The following is a 25,838-nucleotide window of genomic DNA, read 5'->3' as shown; positions in this document are numbered from 1 at the left end:
ACAAGAGGAGCTGGCATGAGTGAGATCGCAGGGCAGACCGGCCTCCGCGGTGCGGCCACAGCCGTCGTCCACGAGTCGTATTCCTTCGCCTGCATGCGCTGCGGGCACGGCTGGGAGCAGTCGTACGAGATAGAGCACCACACGGACGCGGAGAACCACGAGTTCGTCATGTATGTGGCGAACGGCCAGGTCGTCCCGTCGCCGCTGAGCCGGCCCTCGTGCCAGAACTGCGACGGCCATGTCCTGCGGATCATGCGCGCCGGGCAGGTCTCGTCCGTGCGCAGCGCCGCACAGCAGACGTCCCAGCGGCCGGTTAAGGGCGACGGGGCCGAGGCGACCGCGGCCGGTCCCACGGCGGCGACGGAGGCCTCCGCGCAGGTCAGGGCGGCCCACCGCTGGCACCTGTCCGATCTGCTGCACCCGTTCCAGCGCAGGGCGAGCTGAGCCGGTCACGCGTCCGGCGGGGCGTGCCCCTTTCGTAGGATCGGGGCATGCCTTCGAACGCCTCCGCGAACGTCCCCGCGAACGCCTCCGCCGCGGCGGACAAGAACGCGGCCCCGCCGCTCCCGGAACCCCTCCGGGTGCCGGTCGCCGACTCCCACACCCATCTGGACATGCAGTCCGGCACGGTCGAGGAGGGCCTCGCGAAGGCCGCCTCGGTGGGCGTGACGACCGTCGTCCAGGTCGGCTGCGACCTCAAGGGCTCCCGGTGGGCGGCCGAGACGGCGGCCACGCACGCGCGCGTCCACGCGACGGTCGCCCTGCACCCGAACGAGGCCCCACGGATCGTGCACGGGGATCCTGGGGGCACCTCCCAGCCCCCTGGGGCTGGGGGAGGCCGGTCCCGGCAGGGGGCGCGGGTGGCCGGCGGGGACGCCGCGCTCGACGAGGCGCTCGCCGAGATCGACCGGCTGGCCGGGCTGCCCCAGGTCAAGGGCGTCGGCGAGACCGGCCTTGACCACTTCCGCACCGGGCCCGAGGGCAAGGGCGCCCAGGAGCGGTCGTTCCGCGCCCACATCGAGATCGCCAAGCGGCACGGCAAGGCCCTCGTCATCCACGACCGCGACGCCCACGCCGACGTGCTGCGGGTCCTCAAGGAGGAGGGCGCCCCCGAGCGGACGGTGTTCCACTGCTACTCCGGGGACGCGGCGATGGCCGAGGTGTGCGCCCGGGAGGGCTACTTCATGTCCTTCGCCGGCAACGTCACCTTCAAGAACGCCCAGAACCTCAGGGACGCGCTCGCCGTCGCCCCGCTGGAACTGGTCCTCGTGGAGACCGACGCCCCCTTCCTGACCCCGGCGCCGTACCGCGGACGGCCCAACGCCCCGTATCTCATTCCGGTCACGGTGCGTGCGATGGCGGCCGTGCGAGGCATCGACGAGGATGCGCTGGCGACGGCCCTGGGCGCCAACACGGCTCGCGCCTTCGACTACTGAGGGTGCACAGATCATAACCGGCGCGTAACGCTCACCCGGCACACCTCGGGCCCGTCCGCGACTGTGCGTAGTCGTGCCGCTTTGGAGAGTGACCGGTGCTCCGCTAGGTTCTGGCCCGATCCGGACCCCTCTGGCCCTCTGGAGCGTGTCGGCGTGAGCACATGGCAGGTGTCGGCGTGAGCACATGGCAGTACGAGATGTTTGAGGCGTACGGCCCCTACGGCCCCTCGGGTACGCCGGGGACCGCAGGCGGGTCGTACCCGCCCGCGGTCCCCGGCGTGCACGACGCCGTGACGCAGGGATACGGCGTGGCCGCCTACGGGGGTGACACGTACCGGCCGGCGTACGAGATCTCGGCGGAGGCGGGACGGCGCGGCGGGTCCGGCGAGCCGGTGCTCCCGCGACGGGGCGAGCGCGTTGCGGAGAGCGGGACGCCGGAGCCGGCAGCGGGCGCCGGGGCGGGGCGGCGCGCCGCGCGCAGGCGGAAGACGCGGTACATCCAGCGCCCGGATTCCGCCGTGCGCCGTCTGCTGCCGCAGGCGCTGGTCGTCGCCTTCCTGGCCGGCGGTACCACCGCGTTCCTGGCCAAGGACAAGGCGATCGAGCTGTCCGTCGACGGCCGGCCGCGCGTCCTGCACACGTTCGCGGACGACGTGACCGAACTGCTGTCCGACGAAGGCGTACGGGTGGGAGCGCACGACGTGGTGGCGCCCGCCGCCGGCGAGGCGCTGGCCAGCGGCGACGAGGTGGCGGTGCGCTACGGCCGCCCCGTGCGGCTCACGCTGGACGGCCGGCGGCGCGAGGTGTGGACGACGGCCCGCACCGTCGACGGGGCACTCGCCCAGCTGGGGGTGCGTGCCGAGGGCGCCTTCCTGTCGGCCTCGCGCTCCCAGAACATCGGCCGGGCCGGGCTCGCGCTCGACGTACGCACCGAGCGCACCGTCACCATCCTGGCGGACGGCCGGACCCGCACCATCCGGACCAACGCCGCGACCGTCCGCGAGGCCGTCGAGGAGGCCGGCATCACCCTGCACGGCCAGGACACCACCTCCGTGCCGCAGGCCGGCTTCCCGCGCGACGGGCAGACGGTGACCGTGCTGCGCGTCACCGCCGGCAAGGAGGTGCGCGAGGAGGCCATCCCCTTCGAGGTGCGACGGCGGCCGGACCCCACGGTGTTCAAGGGCACCGAGGTGATCGAGCGGGCCGGACGGCCCGGGCTGCGCCGGATCACCTACTACCTGCGGACCGTCAACGGGGTCCGGCAGCGGCCGCGCAGCGAGCGGTCCGAGGTGGTCCGGGAACCGCGCGCCCAGCTCGTGCAGGTCGGCACCAAGCCGCACCCGGACTCCGTGAAGGGGGTCGACGGCCTGAACTGGCACGGCCTGGCCGCCTGCGAGTCCGGCGGCCGCCCGGCCGCGGTGGACCCCTCCGGGACGTACGGCGGGCTGTACCAGTTCGACGTCCACACCTGGCACAGCCTCGGCGGCAAGGGCCGCCCGCAGGACGCGCCGGCCGAGGAGCAGACGTTCCGTGCGAAGAAGCTCTACACCAAGCGCGGCTCCACACCCTGGCCGCACTGCGGGGCGCGGCTGCACGGGTGACCGGCCGGCGGGATCCCGGCGGCCCGTACCCTTGTCCCGTGAGCAGCCCCCTCCCCGACGCCCTCCTCGGCGCGGCCGACATCCGTGAACTCGCGGCAGCGCTCGGTGTCCGCCCCACCAAGCAGCGCGGCCAGAACTTCGTGATCGACGCCAACACGGTCCGCCGTATCGTCCGCACCGCCGGGGTCCGCCCGGACGACGTCGTCGTCGAGGTCGGCCCAGGGCTCGGGTCCCTCACCCTCGCGCTCCTGGAGGCCGCCGACCGGGTGACCGCCGTGGAGATCGACGACGTCCTGGCGGGCGCGCTCCCCGCGACGATCACCGCGCGCACGCCCGCGCGCGCGGACCGGTTCGCGCTGGTCCACTCCGACGCGATGCACGTCACCGAACTGCCCGGGCCGCCGCCCACCGCGCTCGTCGCGAACCTCCCCTACAACGTCGCCGTCCCCGTCCTGCTCCACATGCTCGACACCTTCCCGAGCATCGAGCGGACGCTGGTGATGGTGCAGGCCGAGGTCGCCGACCGGCTCGCCGCCGCACCCGGTTCGAAGGTGTACGGCGTGCCCTCCGTCAAGGCCAACTGGTACGCCGAGGTCAAGCGCGCCGGATCCATCGGCCGCAACGTCTTCTGGCCCGCGCCGAACGTCGACAGCGGGCTCGTCTCCCTCGTCCGGCGCGCGGAGCCGCCGAAGACGACGGCCTCGAAGCGCGAGGTCTTCGCGGTCGTCGACGCGGCGTTCGCACAGCGGCGCAAGACCCTGCGGGCCGCGCTCGCCGGCTGGGCCGGGTCAGCGGCGGCCGCCGAGGCGGCGCTCGTCGCCGCCGGGATCTCGCCGCAGGCGCGCGGGGAGTCGCTGACGGTGGAGGAGTTCGCGAGGATCGCCGAACACAAGGAGCCCGGTAAGTGAGCGTCACGGTACGCGTCCCCGCCAAGGTCAACGTCCAGCTCGCGGTGGGCGCCGCCCGGCCCGACGGCTTCCACGACCTGGCCAACGTCTTCCTCGCCGTCGGCCTGTACGACGAGGTCACGGTCACGCCGGCCGACGAGCTGAGCGTCACCTGCGAGGGCACGGACGCCGGCCAGGTGCCGCTGGACCGCAGCAACCTCGCCGCGCGCGCCGCGCTCGCGCTCGCCGGGCGCCGGGGCATCGACCCGGCCGTGCACATCCACATCGCCAAGGACATCCCGGTCGCCGGCGGCATGGCCGGGGGAAGCGCCGACGGGGCGGGCGCGCTGCTCGCGTGCAACGAGCTCTGGCGTGCGGGCGCCTCGCGCGCCGAGCTCCTCGCCATCTGTGCCGAACTGGGCAGCGACGTGCCCTTCAGCCTGGTCGGCGGCGCCGCCCTCGGCACCGGGCGCGGCGAACGGCTCTCCGCGCGGGAGGTCGGCGGCACCTTCCACTGGGTGTTCGCGCTGGCTGGGCGCGGGCTGTCGACCCCGGCCGTCTTCCGCGAGTTCGACCGGCTGGCCGAGGGCCTCGACATCCCCGAGCCCGTCGCCTCCCGCGCACTTCTCGACGCGCTCGCCGAGGGCGACCCGGACGCGCTGGCCGCCGCCGTCTCCAACGACCTCCAGCCCGCCGCGCTCTCCCTCTTCCCGGAGCTCGCGCAGACGCTCGACGCGGGACGCACGGCCGGAGCGCTCACCGCTCTGGTCTCCGGCTCCGGGCCCACGACGGCGTTCCTGGTCCGCGACGGCGCCTCGGCGCAGAAGGTGTCCGAGGCGCTCCTCGCCTCCGGTACCTGCCGCACGGTCCGCACCGCGACCGCCCCGGCACCAGGCGCCAGGGTCCTGCCGTCGCCGCTCGGTGCCGCCGCGCACACGGACGCGTGAGCGGCGCCGACGCCGGCGTGTGAAGCCCACGGCCCACGCGCCGGCGCGCCGCCGGGGCTCCCTGGCGGGCGGGCGCAAAGCGGCTCGCGGCGGGACGGCCCCCCGGGGCGCATTACGCTGGGAGGCTGACCGTCCCCCTGCGCAGGAGTGAAATGGCCGTCAACCTGGTCAATGTCGAGAACGTCAGCAAGGTCTACGGCACCCGTGCCCTGCTGGACGGCGTCTCGCTCGGCGTGTCGGAGGGCGACCGCATCGGCGTGGTGGGCCGCAACGGCGACGGCAAGACCACCCTCATCCGGATGCTCGCCAAGCTGGAGGACGCCGACACCGGGCGCGTCACGCACTCCGGCGGACTGCGCCTCGGCGTCCTCACCCAGCACGACTCCCTCGACCCGGCCGCCACCGTCCGGCACGAGGTCATCGGCGACATGGCCGACCACGAGTGGGCGGGCAACGCGAAGGTCCGGGACGTCCTCACCGGCCTCTTCGGCGGCCTGGACCTCCCCGGCTTCCCCAAGGGCCTGGACACCGTCATCGGGCCGCTGTCCGGCGGTGAGCGGCGCCGGATCGCGCTCGCCAAGCTGCTCATCGAGGAACAGGACCTGCTCGTCCTCGACGAGCCCACCAACCACCTCGACGTCGAGGGCATCGCCTGGCTCGCCCGGCACCTGAGCACGCGCCGCTCGGCGCTGGTCTGCGTCACCCACGACCGCTGGTTCCTCGACCAGGTCTGCACCCGCATGTGGGACGTGCAGCGCGGCGCGGTCTACGAGTACGAGGGCGGCTACTCCGACTACGTCTTCGCCCGCGCGGAGCGTGAGCGGATCGCCGCCACCGAGGAGACCAAGCGGCAGAACCTCGTCCGCAAGGAACTCGCCTGGCTGCGCCGCGGCGCACCGGCCCGGACCTCCAAGCCCCGCTTCCGCGTCGAGGCCGCCAACGAGCTGATCGCCGACGTGCCGCCGCCGCGCGACACCTCCGAGCTGATGAAGTTCGCCTCCTCCCGGCTCGGCAAGACCGTGTTCGACCTGGAGGACGTCACCGTCCAGGCCGGGCCCAAGGTGCTCCTGAAGCACGTCACCTGGCAGCTCGGCCCCGGCGACCGCATCGGCCTGGTCGGCGTGAACGGCGCCGGCAAGACCTCGCTGCTGCGCGCCATGGCCGAGGCCGCGCGCACCGAGGGCGAGGAGCAGCCGGCGGCCGGCCGGGTCGCCGTCGGCAAGACCGTGAAGCTCGCCTACCTCTCCCAGGAGGTCGCCGAACTCAACCCGAACACGCGGGTCCTGGAAGCGGTCCAGCAGGTGCGCGAGCGCGTCGACCTGGGCAAGGGGCGCGAGATGACCGCCGGTCAGCTCTGCGAGACGTTCGGCTTCAGCAAGGAGAAGCAGTGGACGCCGGTCGGCGACCTCTCCGGCGGTGAGCGCCGCCGCCTGCAGCTGCTGCGCCTGCTCATGGACGAGCCGAACGTCCTCTTCCTCGACGAGCCCACCAACGACCTCGACATCGAGACCCTCACCCAGCTGGAGGACGTCCTCGACGGCTGGCCCGGCTCGATGATCGTCATCTCCCACGACCGGTTCTTCGTGGAGCGGACCACGGACCGTGTCTTCGCCCTCCTCGGCGACGCCACCCTGCGGATGCTGCCGCGCGGCATCGACGAGTACCTGGAGCGACGGCAGCGCATGGAGGAGGCCGCCGCCGCGACGGTGGTGGCCCCCAAGGCGCCCACGGCCGAACGCAGCGCCGCCGACCAGCGCGCCGCCAAGAAGGAGCTCCAGAAGATCGAACGTCAGCTGGACCGCGTCTCCGAGAAGGAGACCAAGCTGCACGACCAGATCGCCGCGAACGCCACGGACTTCGGCAAGGTCGCCGAACTCGACGCCCAGCTGCGCGACCTGGCCGGTGAGCGCGAGGAACTGGAGATGCGCTGGCTGGAGTTGGCGGAGGACGCGTAACGGGCGCATCACGGGGCGGTTCTTCCTTGGGAACGGGGGCTGACGGGGCCCGGTCGCCGGTCGGTGCCGAGTGATAGAAAGGGCCGTCTCAGAGCAGTCTGAGTACGGCCCGGGGCCCTTCGGGAGCTTCGGGGCATGGCTAAAAATCAGTAACGGGGGAAGATCGCTGATGACTCAGCCACCCAGTCAGCCACCGCAGCCGGACGGCTTCGGCACACCGCAACAGCCGCCCGGGCAGGGCAGTTTCGGGACGCCCCCGCCTCCTGCCCAGCCACCCCAGCCGGGACCGTACGCGCAGCCCGGCCCCTACGGCCAACCGCAACAGGCGGGCCCCTACGGGCAGCCCCAGCAGGCGGGGCCGTACGGGCAGCCCCAGCAGGCGGGGCCGTACGGGCAGCCCCAGCAGGCGGGGCCGTACGGTCAGCCGCCCCAGCCGGGTTACGGCTATCCGCCGCAGTACCCGGGCGCACCGGGCGTCACTCCGCCGCCCGCGGGCGGGGGCCGCGGGCCGTTCAGGGGCAGGCCCGGGCTGATCGTCGCGGCGGCCGTGGCGGGCCTGCTGGTCGTCGGCGGCACCGTGTACGCGGTGACCAGCGGCGGCGGCGGCGAGAAGCCGGTCGCCCAGCGGTCCGACGCCCCCAAGGCCTCCGGCACCGGCACTCCGGCCGACCCGGGTGACGGCACCGGCGGCGGTGCGGACCCGGAGAACCTCAACGAGGGCCGCCGGTCCGGCGAGGCCAAGGTGCTCTGGTACAAGTCGGCGCCCGACGCGCCCGCGTCCGGCGCCGACGCACCCGGCATGTGGATCACCGGGAAGACCGCGGTGAAGGCGGCGTACAAGCAGGTCTTCGGCTACCGGGTGGGCGACGGCGATCCGGCCTGGGCCCCGATCACGCTCGCGCAGAAGATCTGCGCGGTCACCTCCGGCCGGTCTGCCGACGGCAAGGTCGTCGTGGCGTACATGAACGGCAGCAGCGACCGGGCCAAGTGCAACCAGCTGCAGGAGATCGACCTCGACACGGGCCGCAAGGGCTGGACCGCGACCGTCGCCGACGGCGGCCTGTTCGACACCACGATCAGCGTCGAGCTGACGATCAGCGGCAGGACCCTGATGGTGGGCCGCTCCCAGTCGGGCACGGCGTACGACCTCGGCAGCGGCCACAAGCTGTACGACAAGAAGAAGTACGGCGCGTCCTGCTTCCCGACGGCGTTCGCGGGCGGCACGAAACGGCTGGTCGAGGTGGCCTCCTGCGGAGTCGGCGGCGGCAACGAGCACGACGAGATATCGGAGCTGGACCCGGCCACCGGCAAGGTCAGATGGACCCGGCCGGTCAAGAAGGGCTGGTCGGTCGAGCGGACGTACTCCGTCGACCCGCTCGTGGTCTACATGACCAACGAGGACAAGAAGGCCTGGAACATCTCGACCCTGGACGCCAAGGGCACGTTCCGCTCCGAGGTGAAGGTCGACGAGAAGTTCGCCCCCGAGTGCGGCTGGGCGCTCCTCGCCCGTGACCTCCAGGGCTGCCAGGGCGTCGCCGTCGACGCGAACACCCTCTACCTGCCGACGGACACGAACGGTGGCGCCAACGAGATCGTCGCGGTCAGCCTCGCCGACGGCAAGGCGAAGTGGCGTACGAAGTCCCCGACGGACGAGTCGATGTACCCGGTCGGGGTCGAGGGCGGCAAGCTCGTCGCGTACGTGAGGCCGTCCTACGACTCGGGCGGCCAGGTGGTGTCGATCCCGACCACCGGTTCCGGGCACACCACCACCAGGCTGCTGCAGAACCCGCAGCACACCGCCGACATCGAGGACGGCTTCTACGACGGCGCGGTCGCCTGGGTGGGCGGGCGCTTCTACCTCTCCTCCACGCGGCTGACCGGCAGCGACGACGCGAAGGAGAAGCTGATGATGGCGTTCGGAAACTGAGCGGACCCATCTCGCCCGTCCCCAGCCGTCTCCCGCGCCCTCCCCAGAGGTACCCGTCATGACCCAGCCGCCTCCGCCACCGCCCAACCAGCCCCCGCAGCAGCCCGGTTTCGGCCCACCGCAGCCGCCGCTGCCCCCGGCCCCCCAGCCGGGATACGGCTACCCCGGCCAGCCCCCGGCCCCGCAGCCCGGCTACGGCTACCCGCAGCAGCCCCAGCCCGCACAGCCCCCGCAGCCCGGCTACGGCCACCCCGCCCAGCCCGCGGCGGCGAACCCGTATGCCCAGCAGCCCGGTTACGGCTACCCGGGCGGCCCCGCCGCGCCCGCGTCCGCTCCCGCCGCCGGCAGGAACAACGCCGCGCTGTTCATCATCGTCGCCGCGGTCGTCGTGATCGCGCTGATCGTCGGCGGTGGCATCTGGTACTCCAAGTCCTCGTCAGGGGGCGGCAAGAAGGACGACACCACCAATTCCAGCACCGGCGGCAAGGGGGGAGGCGGCGGCAGCGAGGAGGTGCCGGCGGACCCGGCCTCCAGGGTTCTCTTCCAGGTCCCGCTGCCCACGGCCGACGACACCACGGTCACCGCCGGTTCCTGGCTGACCGACAAGGTGTACGCGAAGACCGGTGTGGCCCGGATCGTCGGCTACGACCCCGACTCGGGCGCCGAACTGTGGACCGTCCCGCTGCCCGGCCCGGTCTGCTACGCCACCGGACACGTCAGCACGGACGGCAGGACGGCCGTTGTCTTCCAGCCGAAGATGCCGCCCAAGGGCTCCTCGGCGGGCTGCACCCAGGTCGCCGCGATCGACCTGAACGCCGGCCGGAGACTCTGGACGCGGACGGTCAAGTCCGGTGACGTGCCCGTCAATTTCAACAACGTGACGGTCGCTCAGCAGACGGTCGCCGTCGGCGGCACCAGCGGCGGCGCCGCCTTCGACCTCGCCTCCGGCAAGGTTCGCTGGCAGCCGAAGCCGGCCGACACCTGCTACGACGCGGGTTACGGCGGTGGACCGAAGCTGGTCGCGGTCCGCAGGTGCGGCAGCGGCGACACCGCGCAACTGCACATCCAGACCATCGACCCGGTCTCCGGCAAGGTGATCTCCGAGTACGAGATGACCTCGGGCATCCCCTACGCCAGCGTCGTGTCGACCGACCCCCTGGTCGTGGCCGCCGACGTCAACGACAGCGCGGGCGACGGCAGCGGCTTCTCGGACGTCTTCTCCGTCGACAACACGACCGGGAAGCTGCGCACCCGTATCTCCACGCCGGGCAGCGCCTACGCGGCCCGCTGCGACGGCATCTACCAGGTGGAGAAGTGCCAGGGAGTGGTGGTCGGCAACGGCCGGCTGTACCTGGCGACCGAGGAGCACGACGGTGGCGGGGGCCTCGCGAGGACCAACGAGATCGTCGCCTTCGACCTGGCCACCGGCAGGCAGACCGGCCAGCGCGCCGACGCCGGCGACAAGTACACGATCACCCCGCTGCGCATGGACGGCCCGAACGTGATCGCGTACAAGAACCCGCCGTACGACAAGGGAGCTCAGGTCGTCAGTATCGACGGCGGTTCGTTCAAGGAGACCAAGCTGCTGGAGAACCCGGCGACCGCGGAGGTCAGGGCCGTGGAGACCGCCCTGTCCCCGACGACCGCGGAGGTCCTGTACGCGCGGGGGCACCTGTACCTGTCCGCGGTGTACGCCCACGCGGCCGGTTCGTCGCTGTCGGCCAGGGAGTACCTGGTCACCGCGTTCGGCGCGGGCGGCTGACGGCTCGTCGAGCGGGAGCGCCCGGTCACCCGGCCGGTGATTCCGGTCCCGTCGCTGATCAGGGACGGGACCGGACACGTACCGCACCACACCCGCTCTTCATCTGCGAATACCAGAAAAGCCAGAGATTCCTCCGATCCGGGGCACTTCTCATCAGTAGGGGCAGCGCAACGTCGAACAAGCGTGTAGCTTCCGGGGGCATGAAGGACGAGGTGCCGGGGGGCCCTCTGTCCATGCGGACCAGTGGGCATCCATAGTGGGGCATCCATTGGGGGGACTGGGGGGTTGCTCTATGGGAGTGCGGCTCATGGTGGTCGACGACCACCGGTTGCTCGCCGAGGCGCTGGCCTCGGCGCTGAAACTACGGGGCCACCGGGTGCTCGCCGCGGCGGCGCCGGCGGCGGGTGCGGCGGAGCTGGTGATCACTCGCGCGCCCGAGGTGTGCCTGCTGGGTACGGCCGCCCCGGCCGAGCCGGGGATCTTCGATCCGGTGGTGAAGATCAAGCGGGAGCGGCCGCAGGTCGCCGTCCTGGTCCTGGGCCCGGTGCCGTCGCCGCGGGGCATCGCGGCGGCCTTCGCGGCAGGTGCCTCCGGGTACGTGCGGCACGACGAGCGGATAGAGGGCGTCGAGCGGGCGATCATGAAGGCGCGGGCCGGTGAGGCGGCCGTGGCGCCGGCGCTGCTCCAGGGCGCGTTCGGTGAACTGCTCAACCCCGCGGCCCAGCCCGACGACGAGGGCCAGCGCCTGCTCCAGATGCTCACCCCGAGGGAGGTCGAGGTCCTGGTCCGGGTGGCCGACGGCGAGGACACCCGCCTGATCGCCGCGGGCATGGGCATCGCTCCGAGCACGGCCCGCACCCATGTGCAGAGGGTCCTCATGAAACTGGGGGTGGGGTCGAGGCTGGAGGCGGCGGCTTTGGCGGCACGGACAGGGCTCCTGGACCGGGCGGGACCTCTGAACGGCGGCACACAGGCGCCCCTTTAGGGGCGCGGGGCCGTATCGACGTGCGGCTGCCGCCGCGGGCGCGCGACCAGCCCCCACGCACCCGCAGCCGAGCAAGTACCTACTCCGTCTCCTCCTCCGTGGCAGGAACAGGCGGTGGGGTGGGCCGTAGCCACAGCCACACCAGGAAGAACACCCCCAGCAGCAGCATCCCGATCCCGGTCCACAGGTTGATGTTGATCCCCTGCGCCTTGTCGATCTCGGCCTGGGAGTCCGTGATCCCGGTGATCGTGACGATGATCCCGTAGAGCACGAACAACCCGCCGATGATCCGCCGCAGGTCGAAGATGCGGGCGGCGGTGGCCGACCTGCCCTCCAGTTCGGTGACTTCCCGCTGGATGTCGTCGGTCATGGTCTCTCCATTCTCCCGCGGCCGGGGTCAGAACGAGAACGGGATGTAACAGGCGGCGGCGAGGACCACGGCGCCCCAGCCCAGCAGCGCCGGCCGCCGGTACCAGGCCTCGTCGCCGGGCGCGGGCGGCTCGGCCAGGCCGGGGGAGCGCGTGCCGTAGACCAGGCCCGCGAGCTCCGCCTCCGACTTGGGCGCGGTGAACAGGGACACGATCACCATCACCACCGCACCGGCGACGAAGCCGGCGATCGCGGAGACGAAGTTGGCGCCCTGGTCCGAGGGGATGCCGATGATGTCCTTCTTGTAGAGGACGAAGTAGTTGACCATCGCGGTCACCGTCCCCGCCAGCAGCCCCCAGAAGCCGGACTTCGCCGAGGCGCGCTTCCAGAACATGCCCACGATGAAGACGACGAACATCGGCACGTTGAAGAAGGAGAACAGCGTCTGGAGGTAGCTCATGATGTTCGAGAACGACGACGCCAGGAACGCCGTACCGACGGAGGCGCAGACGCCGATCGCGGTGATGAGGCGTCCGAAGCGCACGTAGTAGGCGTCCTCCCGGTCCTTGACCACGTACTTCGCCCAGATGTCCGTGGTGAACACGGTGTTGAAGGACGACACGTTGGCGGCCATGCCGGCCATGAAGGCCGCGAGCAGACCGGTGACCGCGATGCCGAGGACGCCGTTGGGCAGCAGCTGGGACATCAGGTACGGGATCGCGTCGTTGTACTGGAGGTCCGACCCCGCCGTGCCGATGTCCGGTACCAGCGCGGCGGCGACCAGGCCCGGGATCATCACCAGGAAGACGATGAAGATCTTCGGGTACGCGGCGATCAGCGGGGTGCGCTGGGCGGCCGAGAGGTTCCTCGCCGACAGGGCGCGCTGGACCTCGGCGAAGTTGGTCGTCCAGTAGCCGAAGGAGAGGACGAAGCCGAGGCCGAGGACGATGGTCAGCCAGTTCGCGCCGAGCGGGTTGACGCTGCCGATGCCGGTACCGCCCCAGGCGGTGGTGAAGTTGTGGCCGTGGCCGGCGTCGAGCTTGTCGACCAGACCGTCCCAGCCGCCGGCCTTCTTCAGGCCGAGCACGGACAGCGGGATGAGCGCGGCCAGGATCACGAAGAACTGGAGCACCTCGTTGTAGATGGCCGAGGAGAGGCCGCCGAGGGTGATGTACGCCAGCACGAACGCGCCGGCCACCACGATCGCCACCCACTGCGGCCAGCCCAGCAGCGCCTCGACGACGATCGCGAGGGCGTACAGGTTGACACCCGCGATCAGGATGGCGGCGAAGGCGAACAGGATCGAACTCAGCAGGTGTGCGGCTCTGTCGAAGCGCAGCAGCAGCATCTCGGGGACCGAGCGGACCTTGCTGCCGTAGTAGAAGGGCATCATCACCAGGCCGAGGAAGACCATGGCCGGAATGGCGCCGATCCAGTACCAGTGCACGGTGTACGCGCCGTACTGCGCGCTGTTGGCGGCCATGCCGAGGATCTCCGTGGCGGCCAGGTTCGCCGAGATGAACGCGAGTCCGGTGATCCACGCGGGCAGTGAGCGCCCGGAGAGGAAGAAGTCGAGGCTCGTCCGCACCGAGCGGCGGGCCGCGAAGCCGATGCCCAGGACGACCACGAAGTAGATCGCGAGGATCGCGTAGTCGAGGCCGTTGGTGGGGAGCCGCAGCTCCTCCGCGAGGTATGTGGGGGATACATGGGCGTTCGTGGGGTTCTGCACCCAGTAATTCAACACTTTTGTTGTCTCACCTTGATTGATTGCGATGTTGACTCACCTGGTGAGTTGTGTTTTGGTGTGTTCGGTTCTGTTTGATGGTTGGCTGACTCGAACAACGCTCGATTTTCGGGAGTCCGCAGTGAAGAAGACCTCGACCCGGCTGGCCGACGGTCGCGAGCTCATCTACTACGACCTGCGGGACGACACCATGCGCGACGCGGTGGACCGCCGGCCGCTGGAGCGGACGCACACCACCTCCGAGATCCGGCGTGACCCGCTCCTCGGCGACCGGGTCGCCATCGCCTCGCACCGGCAGGGCCGCACCTACCACCCCCCGGCCGACCAGTGCCCGCTGTGTCCGACCAGGGGCGACCGGCTGAGCGAGATCCCGGACTCGTCGTACGACGTGGTGGTGTTCGAGAACCGCTTCCCCTCGCTGGCCGGCGACTCCGGGCGCTGTGAGGTGGTCTGCTTCACCTCCGACCACGACGCGTCCTTCGCGAGCCTCACCGAGGAGCAGGCGCGGCTGGTCCTCGACGCGTGGACCGACCGGACCTCGGAACTGTCCCATCTCCCCTCCGTCCAGCAGGTGTTCTGCTTCGAGAACCGCGGTGAGGAGATCGGCGTGACGCTCGGTCATCCCCATGGCCAGATCTACGGCTACCCCTTCACCACCCCTCGCACCGCACTGATGTTGCGGTCACTGGCGGCCCACAAGGAGGCGACCGGCGGGGAGAACCTCTTCGACGCCGTCCTGGAGCGTGAACTCGCCGCCGAGCGCGTCGTCCTTGAGGGTGAACACTGGGCCGCCTTCGTGCCCTACGCGGCGCACTGGCCCTACGAGATCCACCTGTACCCGAAGCGCCGGGTCCCCGACCTGCTCGGTCTCGACGAGGCGGCCCGCTCAGAGTTCCCCCAGGTTTATCTGGAACTCTTGAGGCGCTTCGACCGTATCTTCGGTGAGGGTGAACCTCCCACGCCCTACATCGCCGCCTGGCACCAGGCGCCGTTCGGGACGCTGGAGGAGTTCGAGGGGGTCACGCGCGACGACTTCGCGCTGCACCTGGAGCTTTTCACCATCCGCCGAACGTCCGGCAAGCTGAAGTTTCTCGCGGGTTCCGAGTCCGGCATGAACGTGTTCATCAACGACGTGCCGCCGGAGCGCGCGGCCGAGCGACTGCGAGAGGTAGCGAGTTGATGAAGTACCTGGTGACGGGCGGAGCGGGGTACGTCGGCAGCGTGGTGGCCCAGCACCTGCTGGAGGCGGGCCACGAGGTCACCGTCCTGGACAACCTCTCCACGGGCTTCCGGGAAGGCGTCCCGGCGGGCGCGGCCTTCGTCGAGGGCGACATCCGCGACGCCGCCAAGTGGCTCGACTCCTCCTACGACGCGGTGCTGCACTTCGCCGCGTCCTCCCAGGTCGGCGAGTCGGTCGTGAAGCCCGAGAAGTACTGGGACAACAACGTCGGCGGCACCATGGCGCTGCTCGGCGCGATGCGCGAGGCCGGCGTCCGCAGGCTCGTCTTCTCCTCCACGGCGGCCACCTACGGCGAACCGGAGCAGGTCCCGATCGTCGAGACCGCCCCGACGAAGCCCACCAACCCGTACGGCGCCACCAAGCTCGCCGTCGACCACATGATCACCGGCGAGGCCGCCGCCCACGGCCTGGGCGCGGTCTCCCTGCGCTACTTCAACGTGGCCGGGGCGTACGGCGCGCAGGGCGAGCGCCACGACCCCGAGTCGCACCTGATCCCGCTGGTCCTCCAGGTCGCCCAGGGCAGGCGGGAGGCGATCTCCGTCTTCGGCGACGACTACCCGACGCCCGACGGAACCTGCGTCCGCGACTACATCCACGTCGCCGACCTGGCCGACGCCCACCTGCTGGCCCTGACGGCCGCGCGCCCCGGCGAGCACCTGATCTGCAACCTCGGCAACGGCGAGGGCTTCTCGGTCCGCGAGGTCATCGAGACCGTCCGCCGGGTCACCGGCCACCCGATCCCCGAGGTCGTGGCCCCGCGCCGGGGCGGCGACCCGGCCGTCCTGGTCGCCTCGGCGGCCGCCGCCCGCGAGAAGCTGGGCTGGAACCCGACCCGCGCGGACCTCGCGGGGATCGTCGCGGACGCCTGGGAGTTCGCCCAGCACGTATCGAGGGAGCAGTAGATGGGGGCACAGCAGGTCCGGGACGGTTTCACGGAGCTCTACGGAACCGCGCCCGAAGGGATCTGGTCCGCACCGGGCCGGGTCAACCTGATCGGTGAGCACACCGACTACAACGACGGCTTCGTGATGCCGTTCGCGCTGCCGCACGTGACGACGGCCGCGGTCTCCCGCCGCACCGACGGCGTGCTGCGCCTGCACTCCGCCGACATCGAGGGCGGGGTCGCCGAGCTTGCCCTGGATGCCCTGGAACCCGGCACCGACCACGAGTGGACGGCGTACCCGGCGGGTGTGGTGTGGGCGCTGCGCGAGGCCGGCCACCCGGTCACCGGCGCCGACGTGCACCTGTCCTCCACGGTCCCGACCGGCGCCGGCCTGTCCTCCTCCGCGGCCCTGGAGGTGGTGATCGCCCTCGCCCTGAACGACCTGCACCAGCTGGGCCTGGCCCGCTGGCAGCTGGCCCGCCTGTGCCAGCGCGCGGAGAACGTCTACGTCGGGGCGCCGACCGGCATCATGGACCAGACGGCGTCCGCCTGCTGCGAGCACGGGCACGCCCTGTTCCTGGACACCCGGGACCTGTCGCAGAAGCAGATCCCCTTCGACCTCGCGGCCGAGGGCATGCGCCTGCTGGTGGTCGACACCCAGGTCAAGCACGCGCACAGCGGCGGCGAGTACGGCAAGCGCCGGGCGGGCTGTGAGAAGGGCGCGGCCCTGCTGGGCGTGGACGCGCTGCGGGACATCGCCTACGAGGACCTCGACGCGGCGCTCGGCCGGCTGGGCGACGAGGAGGAGGTACGGCGTCTGGTCCGGCACGTCGTCACCGAGGACCACCGCGTGGAACGCGTCGTGTCCCTGCTGGAGGCCGGCGACACCCGTGCCATCGGCCCGGTCCTCACCGAGGGCCACGCCTCGCTGCGCGACGACTTCCGGATCTCCTGCCCGGAGCTGGACCTGGTCGTGGACACGGCCCTGGCCGGCGGAGCGCTGGGCGCGCGGATGACCGGCGGCGGCTTCGGCGGCTCGGCGATCGTCCTCACGGAGGCGTCCGACGTCGACACGATCACCAAGGCGGTCGAGGAGGCGTTCGCGGCGGCCGGGTTCAAGGTGCCCCGGACGTTCGAGGCGGTGCCGTCGGCGGGCGCCCGCCGGGAGAGCTGAGACTCAGCCCAGCCGCTTCGTCAGTGTGTACTCCGTGGTCCCCGGCGGATAGTCGGGGACCACGCACACCACCTCGTAGCCCTGCTTCCGGTAGAAGTCCGGCGCCTGGAAGTCCCAGGTCTCCAGGCGCGCCGCGGTGCAGTCGCGGTCCTGCCCGGCGATGCGCTCCGCCTCGGCCAGCAGCCGGCCGCCCAGGCCCGCACCACGACGGCCCGCGTCCACCCACAGGTAGGTGACGTGCAGCCAGCTCGCCCAGGTGTGCCCCACCAGCCCGCCCGCCAGTTCGCCCGACTCCTCGTCCATCGCCCAGACGTGCAGCGGCACTTGGCGTTCGGCGGGGGTGCCGCGCAGAGCCGCCAGGACCGGGGAGGCCGCCGTGTTGGTCTCCAGCAGCCGGGTGCGGAGCAGTTCCCGCCGTTCTTTGTCGACTTCCGTCTCGATACGAAACATGCGGCACACCATAAACGCGCCGGCCGGGCAGTTCTGCAAATTGCCTTCCGCTCCCGCCCCCCTTCCGTACCCTGAAGAGCGGTACCGGTGGGGGCCGGTGCTGATCAGGGGGCGAGACAAGTCGGGTACGACACCCGCGGTGGGGGTAGCAGTTCAGGCACGGCGGCGGCCGTGCGGTCCGGCCCTCGCACGGGTGTCGTGGCCGTGTGATCCGTCGTTCTGAGCACCTTGGGGCATCCCCTGCTCGTGAAGAGCTTGGGGAAGGGGGTTTTGTGGTTCGTACCCGAGTTCTGGTCGTCGACGACCACCGTATCTTCGCCGAGTCGCTCGCCGCGGCACTGGCCGCCGAGCCCGACGTCGACGTCTCCGCGGCCGGCAGCGGTCCGGCGGCGCTGCGCTGCCTGGAGCGCGCGGTCGCCGAGGGCCGCCGCTACGACGTGCTGCTCGTCGATGCCGATCTGGGCGGCCAACTGCCCGGCGGACGCGCGGCGGTACCGGTGCAGGAGGGCAACGAGGAGGGTCTGGTCGACGGGATATCCCTGGTCTCCGGGGTCCGCTCGGCGCAGCCCGCCGTCCGTGTCGTGGTGCTCGCCGAGAAGGACGATCCGCGGCGTGCGGCCCTGGCCCTGCAGGCCGGTGCCTGCGGCTGGGTCGCCAAGGACTGCTCGCTGTCCCGGCTGCTCAACGTCATCCGGGGCGTGCTGCGCGACGAGACCCATCTGCCGCCCGCCCTGCTGACCGGGGTGCTGCGGGAGCTGACGGCCGCGCGCAAGCACCGCACCGAGAGCGAACGGCTCGTGGAGTCCCTCACGCCGAGGGAGCGGGAAGTGCTCCGGTGCATGGTGGCGGGCCTGGGGCGCAAGGCGGTCGCCGAGCGCCTTTTCCTGTCCCCGCACACCGTCCGCACCCATATGCAGAACGTCCTCGGCAAGCTGGGCGTGCACTCCACCCTGGCCGCCGTCGCCCTGGCCCGCCGCGCCGGGGTCGGGCCCGCCGAACTGGAGCCCGCCGGGCGGATCATGCCGGAGGAGAGCAGCAGCGCCTGATCAACGCGTCCCGCGATCCGCCCGGCAGATCCCTCAGCCGGGGATGTTGTCGAACGGGGCGGTCAACTGGCGCAGCAGACTGGCGAGTTCGGCGCGCTGGGCGCGGGAGAGTTCGGCGAGGATCGCCCGCTCCTGGGCGAGGAGCCCGGCCAGGGCCTGGTCCGCGCGGTCCTGGCCCTCCTCGGTCAGCCGCACCAGCACGCCCCGCCGGTCGCTCGGGTCCGGCAACCGCTCCACCAGGCCCTTCTTGGTCAGCCTGTCGATGCGGTTGGTCATCGTCCCCGAGGTGACCAGGGTCTGGGTGAGCAGCTGACCGGGGGAGAGCTGATACGGCGTCCCCGCGCGCCGTAGCGCGGTCAGCACGTCGAACTCCCAGGGTTCAAGGCTGTGCTCCGCGAAGGCCAGCCGACGTGCCCGGTCCAGGTGCCGGGCCAGTCGGCTCACCCGGCTGAGCACCTCAAGCGGTTCCACGTCGAGGTCCGGGCGCTCCCGGCGCCACGCAGCCACCAGCCGATCGACCTCGTCCTCCATGGCGATCAGTGTAGTGGTTGTGTCGACATGAAGTCTCTTGATGTCGAGCTTCTTGACATCAAGAGACCGGGGCGGGGAAGGTGGAACCCATGACGACCCCCGCCTGGGACCCCGCCCAGTACCTCCGGCATGCCGGCCACCGCGCCCGCCCCTTCACCGACCTCCTCGCCCGGATCCCCGCGCTCCCCGGCGAAACCCCCGCCGTCGCCGACCTCGGCTGCGGCCCCGGCAACATGACCGCCCTGCTCGCCCAGCGCTGGCCCACCGCCCGCATCACCGGCTACGACAACTCGCCCGAGATGCTCGACAAGGCACGCGTGGAGTACGAGGGCCCCACGGCCGGCGGCGGCCGGCTGGACTTCGCCCACGCCGACGTCCGCAGCTGGGCGCCCGAGCGCCCCTACGACCTCATCGTCAGCAACGCCACGCTCCAGTGGGTCCCCGGGCACACCGAACGGTTCGCCGAGTGGATCGCCGGCCTCGCCCCCGGCGGCACCTTCGCCTTCCAGGTCCCCGGCAACTTCACCGCCCCCAGCCACCGGCTGATGCGCACCCTCGCCGAGTCCCCCCGCTGGCGGAGCCGCCTCGCCGGGGCCCTCCGCCACGACGACGCCGTCCTGACCCCCGAGGCCTACCTGGAGCGGCTGACCGGGCTCGGCTGCGCCGCCGACGTCTGGGAGACCACCTACATCCACCTGCTGACCGGCGAGGACCCGGTCCTCGACTGGGTGAAGGGCACCGGACTGCGCCCCGTGCTCACCGCCCTCGCCGACGACCCCGGGGCCCGTGACGCCTTCCTGGCCGAGTACCGGGCCGCACTGCGCGAGGCCTACCCGGCGGGACCGCACGGCACCCCGTTCCCGTTCCGGCGCGTCTTCGCCGTCGCCCGCAAGGAGGAGGACTGATGCTCGCCGCCCTCGACCACGTCCAGCTCGCCGCCCCGCCCGGCTCCGAGGACCTGCTGCGGACGTTCTACGTGGACACCCTCGGCATGACGGAGGTCCCCAAACCGCCCGCGCTCGCGGCGCGCGGCGGCTGCTGGTTCCGGGCCGGGGAGGTCCATCTGCACCTGGGGATCGAGCAGGCCTTCCGGCCGGCCAGGCAGGCCCACCCGGGTCTGCTGGTGACGGCCATCGAGACGTACGCGGCCCGGCTCACCGCCCACGGCACCCCCGTCGCCTGGGACGGGGACCTCCCGGGCCACCGGCGCTTCTACTGCGAGGACCCCGTCGGCAACCGCCTGGAGTTCCTGGAACCGGTCCGCTGAGCAGCCGTTTGCCGGGGCCCGATCACGGTTACCCGGCGGGACGACAGCCGGGTACCGACCACGTCAGGAGTGATCGACGGTGGCACGCGAAGAGAAGGCCAGGGCCAAGAAGGAACAGCTCAAGGGCAAGGCCAAGGAGGTCGGCGGGCGGGCGACGGGCAACCTGTCGACGGAAGCCGAAGGACGCCTCGAACAGTCGAAGGGCGACGCCCGCCAGGCCAAGGAGAAGGCCAAGGACGTCTTCAAGCGCTGAGACTCCGCCGCGGTGCCGGGGACGTACCGGCACCGCGGCCGGGGGCGTCACGCCTTGCGGTGCCCTATCAGCCGGGGCTTCGGCTCCAGGCCGTCCAGACCGTGCCAGGCCAGGTTGACCAGGTGGGCGGCGACCTCCGCCTTCTTCGGGCGGCGCACGTCCAGCCACCACTGGCCGGTCAGCGCGACCATGCCCACCAGCGCCTGCGCGTACAGCGGAGCCAGCTTGGGGTCGAAGCCGCGCGACTTGAACTCGCGGCCCAGGATGTCCTCCACCTGGGTGGCGATGTCCGAGATGAGGGACGCGAAGGAACCCGTGGACTGCGGGATCGGTGAGTCCCGGACCAGGATCCGGAACCCGTCCGTGTACTCCTCGATGTAGTCGAGCAGGGCGAACGCGGCCTGCTCGCACAGCTCCCGCGGGTGCCCGGCGGTCAGGGAGCCGGTCACCATGTCCAGCAGCCGCCGCATCTCCCGGTCGACCACCACCGCGTACAGGCCCTCCTTGCCGCCGAAGTGCTCGTACACCACCGGCTTGGAGACCCCGGCCTTCGCCGCGATCTCCTCCACCGAGGTGCCCTCGAAACCCTTCGCGGCGAAGAGGGTGCGACCGATCTCCAGCAACTGCTGGCGGCGCTCCGCACCGGTCATCCGGGTGCGGCGTGCCCGCCGCGGCTTTTCGGGACTGGGGGTGCTGGAGTCGGTCGCCACGGCGTCAATCATGCCGCCTCGGCGGTCTCCGCCCCTCGCCGGGAACCGCCTTCCCCGTTGTTGCGGCGTGAATCGATACGGGAGCGTGATGGCCACCGGACGTCGTACGCCCAGCCCAGCTTCTCGCACCAGCGGATGATCCGTGCCGACGAGTCCAGCTGGCCGCGCTCCACACCGTGCCTGGCCGAGGTCGGGTCGGCGTGGTGCAGGTTGTGCCAGGACTCGCCGCAGGACAGCACCGCGAGCCACCACACGTTGCCCGACCTGTCCCGCGACTTGAACGGCCGCTTGCCCACCGCGTGGCAGATCGAGTTGATCGACCAGGTCACGTGGTGCAGCAGTGCCACCCGGACGAGTGAACCCCAGAAGAACGCGGTGAACGCGCCCCACCAGGACCAGGTCACCAGACCGCCGATCAGCGGCGGCAGCGCCAGGGAGAGCGCCGTCCAGAGGATGAACTGACGGGAGACCGCCCGGATCACCGGATCCCTGATCAGATCAGGCGCGTACTTCTCCTGCGGGGTCTGCTCCTCGTCGAACAGCCAGCCGATGTGCGCCCACCACAGGCCCTTCATCAGTGCCGGCATCGTCTCGCCGAACCGCCACGGGGAGTGCGGGTCGCCCTCCGCGTCGGAGAACTTGTGGTGCTTGCGGTGGTCGGCCACCCAGCGCACCAGGGGCCCCTCCACCGCCATCGAACCCGCGATCGCCAGCGCGATCCTGAGCGGCCGCTTGGCCTTGAACGAACCATGGGTGAAGTAGCGGTGGAAACCGATCGTCACGCCATGACAGCCCAGGTAGTAGAAGAACACCATCAGGCCCAGGTCGAGCCAGCTCACCCCCCACCCCCACGCCAGCGGCACCGCCGCCAGCAGCGCGAGGAACGGCACGACGATGAACAGCAGCAGGGCGAGCTGCTCGATCGAACCCTTCTTCTCGCCGCCCAGCGTGGCGGACACCGTCGACGCGTCGGCCGGCTTGTGGGCGTCGTCGATCACATCGGAACTAGACGAGGTCATGCGCGTCCCCTGGGGGGTCGAGGGTTGAGACAGGTGCCGATCCGCGGCGACCGAACGGGACGAGGAGGACTCTTCCCTACGGTTCCGTAACCTACGGCGACGTAAGTATGGCAGCGAGGCGTCTCGCGGCAAGAGCCCGAGACCCTGCGCGTCCTCATGGCCACCTATCCTTGGAGTCGGTCGGACAGCGCGGTCCGCTCTGTTTCCTTCCCGGATGTCCGGCCCCTATGCGGACAGGCCCCGCCTGCCGCCCGGTCGACGGACGGGTCCCCTCCAGAGAAGCTTCAACACTGCAAGGAGCCGCACCTGTGAGCAGTGCCGACGACCAGACCACCACGACCAGCAGCGAGCTGCGCGCCGACATCCGCCGGCTGGGTGACCTGCTCGGCGAGACCCTCGTCCGCCAGGAGGGCCCCGAGCTGCTGGACCTCGTCGAGAAGGTCCGCCGTCTCACCCGCGAGGACGGCGAAGCCGCCGCCGAGCTGCTGCGCGGCATCGAACTGGAGACCGCCGCCAAGCTGGTCCGCGCCTTCTCCACCTACTTCCACCTGGCCAACGTCACCGAGCAGGTCCACCGCGGCCGCGAACTGCGCACCCGCCGCGCCGCCGAGGGCGGCCTGCTGGCCCGCACCGCCGACCGGCTCAAGGACGCCGACGCCGACCACCTGCGCCAGACGGTCCAGAACCTCAACGTCCGTCCCGTGTTCACCGCGCACCCCACCGAGGCCGCGCGCCGCTCGGTCCTGAACAAGCTCCGGCGTATCGCCGCACTGCTGGACACCCCGGTCATCGAGGCGGACCGGCGCCGCACCGACATCCGCCTCGCCGAGAACATCGACCTGGTCTGGCAGACCGACGAACTGCGCGTCGTGCGGCCCGAGCCGGCCGACGAGGCCCGCAACGCCATCTACTACCTGGACGAACTGCACGCCGACGCGGTGGGCGACGTCCTGGAGGACCTGACCGCCGAGCTGGAGCGGGTCGGGGTCAAGCTCCCCGACGACACCCGCCCCCTGACCTTCGGCACCTGGATCGGCGGCGACCGCGACGGAAACCCCAACGTCACCCCCCAGGTCACCTGGGACGTCCTGATCCTCCAGCACGAGCACGGCATCAACGACGCCCTGGAGATGATCGACGAACTGCGCGGTTTCCTCTCCAACTCCATCCGCTACACCGGCGTGACCGAGGAACTCCTGGAGTCCCTGCGCGCCGACCTGGAGCTGCTGCCGGAGATCAGCCCCCGCTACAAGCGCCTCAACGCCGAGGAGCCCTACCGGCTCAAGGCCACCTGCATCCGGCAGAAGCTGGTCAACACCAAGCGGCGCCTGGCCACCGACACCCCGCACCAGCCCGGCCGCGACTACCTGGGCACCGCCGAGCTCCTCGCCGACCTGCGGCTGATCCAGGCCTCCCTGCGCGAGCACCGGGGCGGCCTGTTCGCCGACGGCCGCCTGGCCCGGACGATCCGGACCCTGGCCGCGTTCGGCCTCCAGCTCGCCACCATGGACGTCCGCGAACACGCCGACGCCCACCACCACGCCCTCGGCCAGCTCTTCGACCGCCTCGGCGAGGAATCCTGGCGCTACAGCGACATGCCCCGCGAGTACCGCGCCAAGCTCCTCGCCAAGGAACTCAGGTCACGCCGGCCGCTCGCACCCACCCCGGCGCCCGTGGACGCGGCCGGGGAGAAGACCCTCGGGGTCTTCCAGACCGTCAGGCGGGCCCTGGAGATCTTCGGCCCCGAGGTCGTCGAGTCCTACATCATCTCCATGTGCCAGGGCGCCGACGACGTCTTCGCCGCCGCCGTCCTGGCCCGCGAGGCCGGACTGATGGACCTGCACGCCGGCTGGGCCAAGATCGGCATCGTCCCCCTCCTGGAGACCACCGACGAGCTCAAGGCCGCCGACACCATCCTGGAGGACATGCTCTCCGACCCCTCCTACCGGCGTCTGGTCGCGCTGCGCGGAGACGTCCAGGAGGTCATGCTCGGCTACTCCGACTCCTCCAAGTTCGGCGGCATCACCACCAGCCAGTGGGAGATCCACCGCGCCCAGCGCCGTCTGCGCGACGTCGCCCACCGCTACGGCGTACGGCTGCGCCTCTTCCACGGCCGCGGCGGCACCGTCGGCCGCGGCGGCGGCCCCTCCCACGACGCCATCCTCGCCCAGCCCTGGGGCACCCTGGAGGGCGAGATCAAGGTCACCGAGCAGGGTGAGGTCATCTCCGACAAGTACCTCATCCCCTCCCTGGCCCGCGAGAACCTGGAACTGACGGTGGCCGCCACCCTCCAGGCCTCCGCCCTGCACACCGCACCCCGCCAGTCCGACGAGGCGCTCGCCCGCTGGGACGCGGCCATGGACGTCGTCTCCGAGGCCGCCCACGCCGCCTACCGCCGGCTGGTCGAGGACCCCGACCTGCCGACGTACTTCCTCGCCTCCACCCCGGTCGACCAGCTCGCCGACCTGCACCTGGGCTCGCGGCCGTCCCGCCGCCCCGGTTCGGGCGTCTCGCTCGACGGCCTGCGCGCCATCCCCTGGGTGTTCGGCTGGACCCAGTCCCGGCAGATCGTCCCCGGCTGGTTCGGCGTCGGCTCCGGCCTCAAGGCCCTGCGCGAGGCGGGCCTGGACACCGTCCTCGCCGAGATGCAGGAACAGTGGCACTTCTTCCGCAACTTCGTCTCCAACGTGGAGATGACCCTCGCCAAGACCGACCTGCGGATCGCCCAGCACTACGTCGACACCCTCGTCCCCGACGAGCTGAAGCACGTCTTCGACACCATCCGCGCCGAGCACGAACTGACCGTCGCCGAAGTCCTCAAGGTCACCGGCGAGAGCGAACTCCTGGACGCCACCCCGGTCCTCAAGCAGACCTTCGGCATCCGGGACGCCTACCTCGACCCGATCTCCTACCTCCAGGTCACCCTTCTCAAGCGGCAGCGCGACGCGGCCGCCGCGGGCGCCGAACCCGACCCGCTCCTCGCCCGCGCCCTGCTCCTCACCGTCAACGGCGTCGCGGCCGGCCTGCGCAACACCGGCTGACCGGGACCACCGCACACGGCTGTGCCCCCGGGGTCGTACACCCGGGGGCACAGCCGTACGCGGTCACTGCACCGCGAAGAAGGCCGCCGTCAGCAGCGCGAGACCACAACCGCCCAGCCCCCACGCCACCCGGGTCAGCCGCAGCCCGCCGGCCACCACCACCGACGCCAGCAGCAGCGCGCCGCCGAGCGGCACCCAGGCGAACAGGATGCCGGCGGGACCGGACCGGACCACACCGTCGGTACCGGGCTTCACGATCACGTCGTAGGTCTGCCCCCTGCGCACCGCCACCGACTTGTCGATGACCACCCGGGAGCGCGCGGCCGCACCCGACGAGACCGGCGTGAAGGGACCCGTGCAGGTGTCCGCACCGCACGCGGTCACCCTGACCGTGCCCCGCTCCTTGCCCTTCGTCAGCATCACGTGCTGCGCGGTGCTCCAGGACCCCCACACCCCGCCGACCAGGATCAGCACGGCGACCGCGCCCATCGACACGACCCGGCCGAACCGCAGGGCGGTGACCGGGGCCGTACGGGAGGAGGAGACCGACGCAGCAGGCATGGCCGGGATCATTGGCCATGTCCCTACGGCGGGTCAACTGCGGTAGGGGA

The 25,838-nt window shown here is 71.6% G+C and carries 24 protein-coding genes; 17 read left to right on the top strand and 7 right to left on the bottom strand.

Annotation, left to right across the window (positions count from 1 at the left end; genetic code table 11):
- Positions 1–15 precede the first annotated feature (15 nt).
- From ACFXI4_RS00200 to ACFXI4_RS00160, 9 genes are all read left to right on the top strand, one after another.
- Entirely contained in the window at positions 16–444 is a 429-nt protein-coding gene (locus ACFXI4_RS00200) for a hypothetical protein (RefSeq protein ID WP_384986741.1), read from the top strand.
- A gap of 47 nt (positions 445–491) precedes the next feature.
- Positions 492–1,436, top strand: a complete 945-nt coding sequence (locus tag ACFXI4_RS00195) for a TatD family hydrolase (protein ID WP_384986739.1) — start codon at positions 492–494, stop codon at positions 1,434–1,436.
- A gap of 161 nt (positions 1,437–1,597) precedes the next feature.
- Complete coding sequence (locus ACFXI4_RS00190; protein WP_384986737.1) at positions 1,598–3,037, top strand: ubiquitin-like domain-containing protein; 1,440 nt, start codon at positions 1,598–1,600, stop codon at positions 3,035–3,037.
- Positions 3,038–3,075: 38 nt separating this feature from the next.
- On the top strand, positions 3,076–3,945 hold the full coding sequence (gene rsmA / locus ACFXI4_RS00185; protein WP_384986736.1) for a 16S rRNA (adenine(1518)-N(6)/adenine(1519)-N(6))-dimethyltransferase RsmA: 870 nt from the start codon (positions 3,076–3,078) through the stop codon (positions 3,943–3,945).
- Positions 3,942–4,871: a 4-(cytidine 5'-diphospho)-2-C-methyl-D-erythritol kinase gene (locus ACFXI4_RS00180; RefSeq protein WP_384986734.1), complete on the top strand. Its 930-nt coding sequence runs from the start codon at positions 3,942–3,944 to the stop codon at positions 4,869–4,871. Before rsmA ends, ACFXI4_RS00180 begins: the two co-directional genes overlap by 4 nt.
- A 152-nt stretch (positions 4,872–5,023) precedes the next feature.
- Complete coding sequence (locus tag ACFXI4_RS00175; RefSeq protein WP_362731334.1) at positions 5,024–6,826, top strand: ABC-F family ATP-binding cassette domain-containing protein; 1,803 nt, start codon at positions 5,024–5,026, stop codon at positions 6,824–6,826.
- 169 nt (positions 6,827–6,995) lie between these two features.
- On the top strand, positions 6,996–8,753 hold the full coding sequence (locus tag ACFXI4_RS00170) for a PQQ-binding-like beta-propeller repeat protein (RefSeq protein ID WP_384986732.1): 1,758 nt from the start codon (positions 6,996–6,998) through the stop codon (positions 8,751–8,753).
- A 58-nt stretch (positions 8,754–8,811) separates the two neighbouring features.
- Complete coding sequence (locus ACFXI4_RS00165; RefSeq protein ID WP_384986730.1) at positions 8,812–10,515, top strand: PQQ-binding-like beta-propeller repeat protein; 1,704 nt, start codon at positions 8,812–8,814, stop codon at positions 10,513–10,515.
- Positions 10,516–10,807: 292 nt separating this feature from the next.
- Complete coding sequence (locus ACFXI4_RS00160; RefSeq protein WP_384986728.1) at positions 10,808–11,500, top strand: LuxR C-terminal-related transcriptional regulator; 693 nt, start codon at positions 10,808–10,810, stop codon at positions 11,498–11,500.
- A 79-nt stretch (positions 11,501–11,579) separates the two neighbouring features.
- On the opposite strand, the gene ACFXI4_RS00155 is transcribed toward ACFXI4_RS00160, so the two are convergent.
- Both ACFXI4_RS00155 and ACFXI4_RS00150 read right to left on the bottom strand, forming a co-directional pair.
- On the bottom strand, positions 11,580–11,870 hold the full coding sequence (locus ACFXI4_RS00155) for a hypothetical protein (protein ID WP_384986726.1): 291 nt from the start codon (positions 11,868–11,870) through the stop codon (positions 11,580–11,582).
- 27 nt (positions 11,871–11,897) lie between these two features.
- Entirely contained in the window at positions 11,898–13,598 is a 1,701-nt protein-coding gene (locus ACFXI4_RS00150; protein ID WP_384986724.1) for a sodium:solute symporter family protein, read from the bottom strand.
- Positions 13,599–13,734: 136 nt separating this feature from the next.
- Here ACFXI4_RS00150 and galT point away from each other — a divergent pair, with 136 nt between their 5' ends.
- From galT to galK, 3 genes are read left to right on the top strand one after another with little or no spacing between them, the layout of a single operon-like run.
- The gene (galT, locus tag ACFXI4_RS00145) at positions 13,735–14,793 is read left to right on the top strand and encodes a galactose-1-phosphate uridylyltransferase (protein ID WP_384986722.1); all 1,059 of its coding nucleotides are present in this window, start codon (positions 13,735–13,737) and stop codon (positions 14,791–14,793) included.
- Positions 14,793–15,755 (top strand): UDP-glucose 4-epimerase GalE, encoded by a 963-nt coding sequence (gene galE, locus ACFXI4_RS00140; protein ID WP_384986720.1) that lies wholly within the window; start codon positions 14,793–14,795, stop codon positions 15,753–15,755. Before galT ends, galE begins: the two co-directional genes overlap by 1 nt.
- On the top strand, positions 15,756–16,910 hold the full coding sequence (gene galK, locus ACFXI4_RS00135; protein ID WP_384986718.1) for a galactokinase: 1,155 nt from the start codon (positions 15,756–15,758) through the stop codon (positions 16,908–16,910).
- 3 nt (positions 16,911–16,913) lie between these two features.
- Here galK and ACFXI4_RS00130 read toward each other — a convergent pair whose 3' ends face one another.
- Positions 16,914–17,360 (bottom strand): GNAT family N-acetyltransferase, encoded by a 447-nt coding sequence (locus ACFXI4_RS00130; RefSeq protein ID WP_362721940.1) that lies wholly within the window; start codon positions 17,358–17,360, stop codon positions 16,914–16,916.
- A 272-nt stretch (positions 17,361–17,632) separates the two neighbouring features.
- On the opposite strand from ACFXI4_RS00130, the gene ACFXI4_RS00125 reads away from it, so the two are divergent.
- Positions 17,633–18,406, top strand: coding sequence for a LuxR C-terminal-related transcriptional regulator (locus tag ACFXI4_RS00125; protein WP_384986715.1), 774 nt, complete (start codon positions 17,633–17,635; stop codon positions 18,404–18,406).
- A 33-nt stretch (positions 18,407–18,439) separates the two neighbouring features.
- Here ACFXI4_RS00125 and tamR read toward each other — a convergent pair whose 3' ends face one another.
- Positions 18,440–18,937 (bottom strand): MarR family transcriptional regulator TamR, encoded by a 498-nt coding sequence (gene tamR / locus ACFXI4_RS00120; protein ID WP_384986713.1) that lies wholly within the window; start codon positions 18,935–18,937, stop codon positions 18,440–18,442.
- A gap of 89 nt (positions 18,938–19,026) precedes the next feature.
- On the opposite strand from tamR, the gene ACFXI4_RS00115 reads away from it, so the two are divergent.
- The 3 genes from ACFXI4_RS00115 to ACFXI4_RS00105 all read left to right on the top strand — a co-directional run bounded on the left by ACFXI4_RS00115 (position 19,027) and on the right by ACFXI4_RS00105 (position 20,457).
- Positions 19,027–19,842 carry a trans-aconitate 2-methyltransferase gene (locus ACFXI4_RS00115; RefSeq protein WP_384986711.1) on the top strand — a complete coding sequence of 272 codons (816 nt, stop codon included), beginning with the start codon at positions 19,027–19,029 and terminating at the stop codon, positions 19,840–19,842.
- A complete protein-coding gene (locus tag ACFXI4_RS00110; RefSeq protein ID WP_384986709.1) occupies positions 19,842–20,204 on the top strand; it encodes a VOC family protein in 363 nt (120 codons plus the stop codon). Before ACFXI4_RS00115 ends, ACFXI4_RS00110 begins: the two co-directional genes overlap by 1 nt.
- A gap of 79 nt (positions 20,205–20,283) precedes the next feature.
- Positions 20,284–20,457 (top strand): CsbD family protein, encoded by a 174-nt coding sequence (locus tag ACFXI4_RS00105; RefSeq protein ID WP_384986707.1) that lies wholly within the window; start codon positions 20,284–20,286, stop codon positions 20,455–20,457.
- Positions 20,458–20,504: 47 nt separating this feature from the next.
- On the opposite strand, the gene ACFXI4_RS00100 is transcribed toward ACFXI4_RS00105, so the two are convergent.
- Positions 20,505–21,179 carry a TetR/AcrR family transcriptional regulator gene (locus ACFXI4_RS00100; RefSeq protein WP_360489942.1) on the bottom strand — a complete coding sequence of 225 codons (675 nt, stop codon included), beginning with the start codon at positions 21,177–21,179 and terminating at the stop codon, positions 20,505–20,507.
- Positions 21,176–22,186: an acyl-CoA desaturase gene (locus tag ACFXI4_RS00095; protein WP_384986705.1), complete on the bottom strand. Its 1,011-nt coding sequence runs from the start codon at positions 22,184–22,186 to the stop codon at positions 21,176–21,178. The genes ACFXI4_RS00100 and ACFXI4_RS00095 overlap by 4 nt, the downstream gene beginning before the upstream one ends.
- A 308-nt stretch (positions 22,187–22,494) precedes the next feature.
- On the opposite strand from ACFXI4_RS00095, the gene ppc reads away from it, so the two are divergent.
- The gene (gene ppc / locus ACFXI4_RS00090) at positions 22,495–25,227 is read left to right on the top strand and encodes a phosphoenolpyruvate carboxylase (RefSeq protein WP_384986703.1); all 2,733 of its coding nucleotides are present in this window, start codon (positions 22,495–22,497) and stop codon (positions 25,225–25,227) included.
- 63 nt (positions 25,228–25,290) lie between these two features.
- On the opposite strand, the gene ACFXI4_RS00085 is transcribed toward ppc, so the two are convergent.
- Positions 25,291–25,800 carry a hypothetical protein gene (locus tag ACFXI4_RS00085; protein WP_384986701.1) on the bottom strand — a complete coding sequence of 170 codons (510 nt, stop codon included), beginning with the start codon at positions 25,798–25,800 and terminating at the stop codon, positions 25,291–25,293.
- Positions 25,801–25,838 lie beyond the last annotated feature (38 nt).

Source organism: Streptomyces sp. NPDC059224 (assembly GCF_042754285.1).
In the GTDB taxonomy this organism is placed as follows: Bacteria; Actinomycetota; Actinomycetes; order Streptomycetales; family Streptomycetaceae; genus Streptomyces.
Note: the sequence above shows the minus strand (reverse complement) of the source record. Positions and strands in the feature narration are given on the sequence as shown.

Coding starts and splice junctions, on each gene's coding strand:
- ACFXI4_RS00200 (WP_384986741.1), top strand. CDS start 16: ATGAGTGAGATCGCAGGGCAGACCGGCCTCCGCGGTGCGGCCACAGCC.
- ACFXI4_RS00155 (WP_384986726.1), bottom strand. CDS start 11,870: ATGACCGACGACATCCAGCGGGAAGTCACCGAACTGGAGGGCAGGTCG.
- ACFXI4_RS00160 (WP_384986728.1), top strand. CDS start 10,808: ATGGGAGTGCGGCTCATGGTGGTCGACGACCACCGGTTGCTCGCCGAG.
- tamR (WP_384986713.1), bottom strand. CDS start 18,937: ATGGAGGACGAGGTCGATCGGCTGGTGGCTGCGTGGCGCCGGGAGCGC.
- ACFXI4_RS00085 (WP_384986701.1), bottom strand. CDS start 25,800: ATGATCCCGGCCATGCCTGCTGCGTCGGTCTCCTCCTCCCGTACGGCC.
- galK (WP_384986718.1), top strand. CDS start 15,756: ATGGGGGCACAGCAGGTCCGGGACGGTTTCACGGAGCTCTACGGAACC.
- ACFXI4_RS00190 (WP_384986737.1), top strand. CDS start 1,598: ATGGCAGGTGTCGGCGTGAGCACATGGCAGTACGAGATGTTTGAGGCG.
- ACFXI4_RS00110 (WP_384986709.1), top strand. CDS start 19,842: ATGCTCGCCGCCCTCGACCACGTCCAGCTCGCCGCCCCGCCCGGCTCC.
- galE (WP_384986720.1), top strand. CDS start 14,793: ATGAAGTACCTGGTGACGGGCGGAGCGGGGTACGTCGGCAGCGTGGTG.
- ACFXI4_RS00170 (WP_384986732.1), top strand. CDS start 6,996: ATGACTCAGCCACCCAGTCAGCCACCGCAGCCGGACGGCTTCGGCACA.
- ACFXI4_RS00100 (WP_360489942.1), bottom strand. CDS start 21,179: ATGATTGACGCCGTGGCGACCGACTCCAGCACCCCCAGTCCCGAAAAG.
- ACFXI4_RS00130 (WP_362721940.1), bottom strand. CDS start 17,360: ATGTTTCGTATCGAGACGGAAGTCGACAAAGAACGGCGGGAACTGCTC.
- ACFXI4_RS00175 (WP_362731334.1), top strand. CDS start 5,024: ATGGCCGTCAACCTGGTCAATGTCGAGAACGTCAGCAAGGTCTACGGC.
- ACFXI4_RS00095 (WP_384986705.1), bottom strand. CDS start 22,186: ATGACCTCGTCTAGTTCCGATGTGATCGACGACGCCCACAAGCCGGCC.
- ACFXI4_RS00115 (WP_384986711.1), top strand. CDS start 19,027: ATGACGACCCCCGCCTGGGACCCCGCCCAGTACCTCCGGCATGCCGGC.
- ACFXI4_RS00165 (WP_384986730.1), top strand. CDS start 8,812: ATGACCCAGCCGCCTCCGCCACCGCCCAACCAGCCCCCGCAGCAGCCC.
- ACFXI4_RS00195 (WP_384986739.1), top strand. CDS start 492: ATGCCTTCGAACGCCTCCGCGAACGTCCCCGCGAACGCCTCCGCCGCG.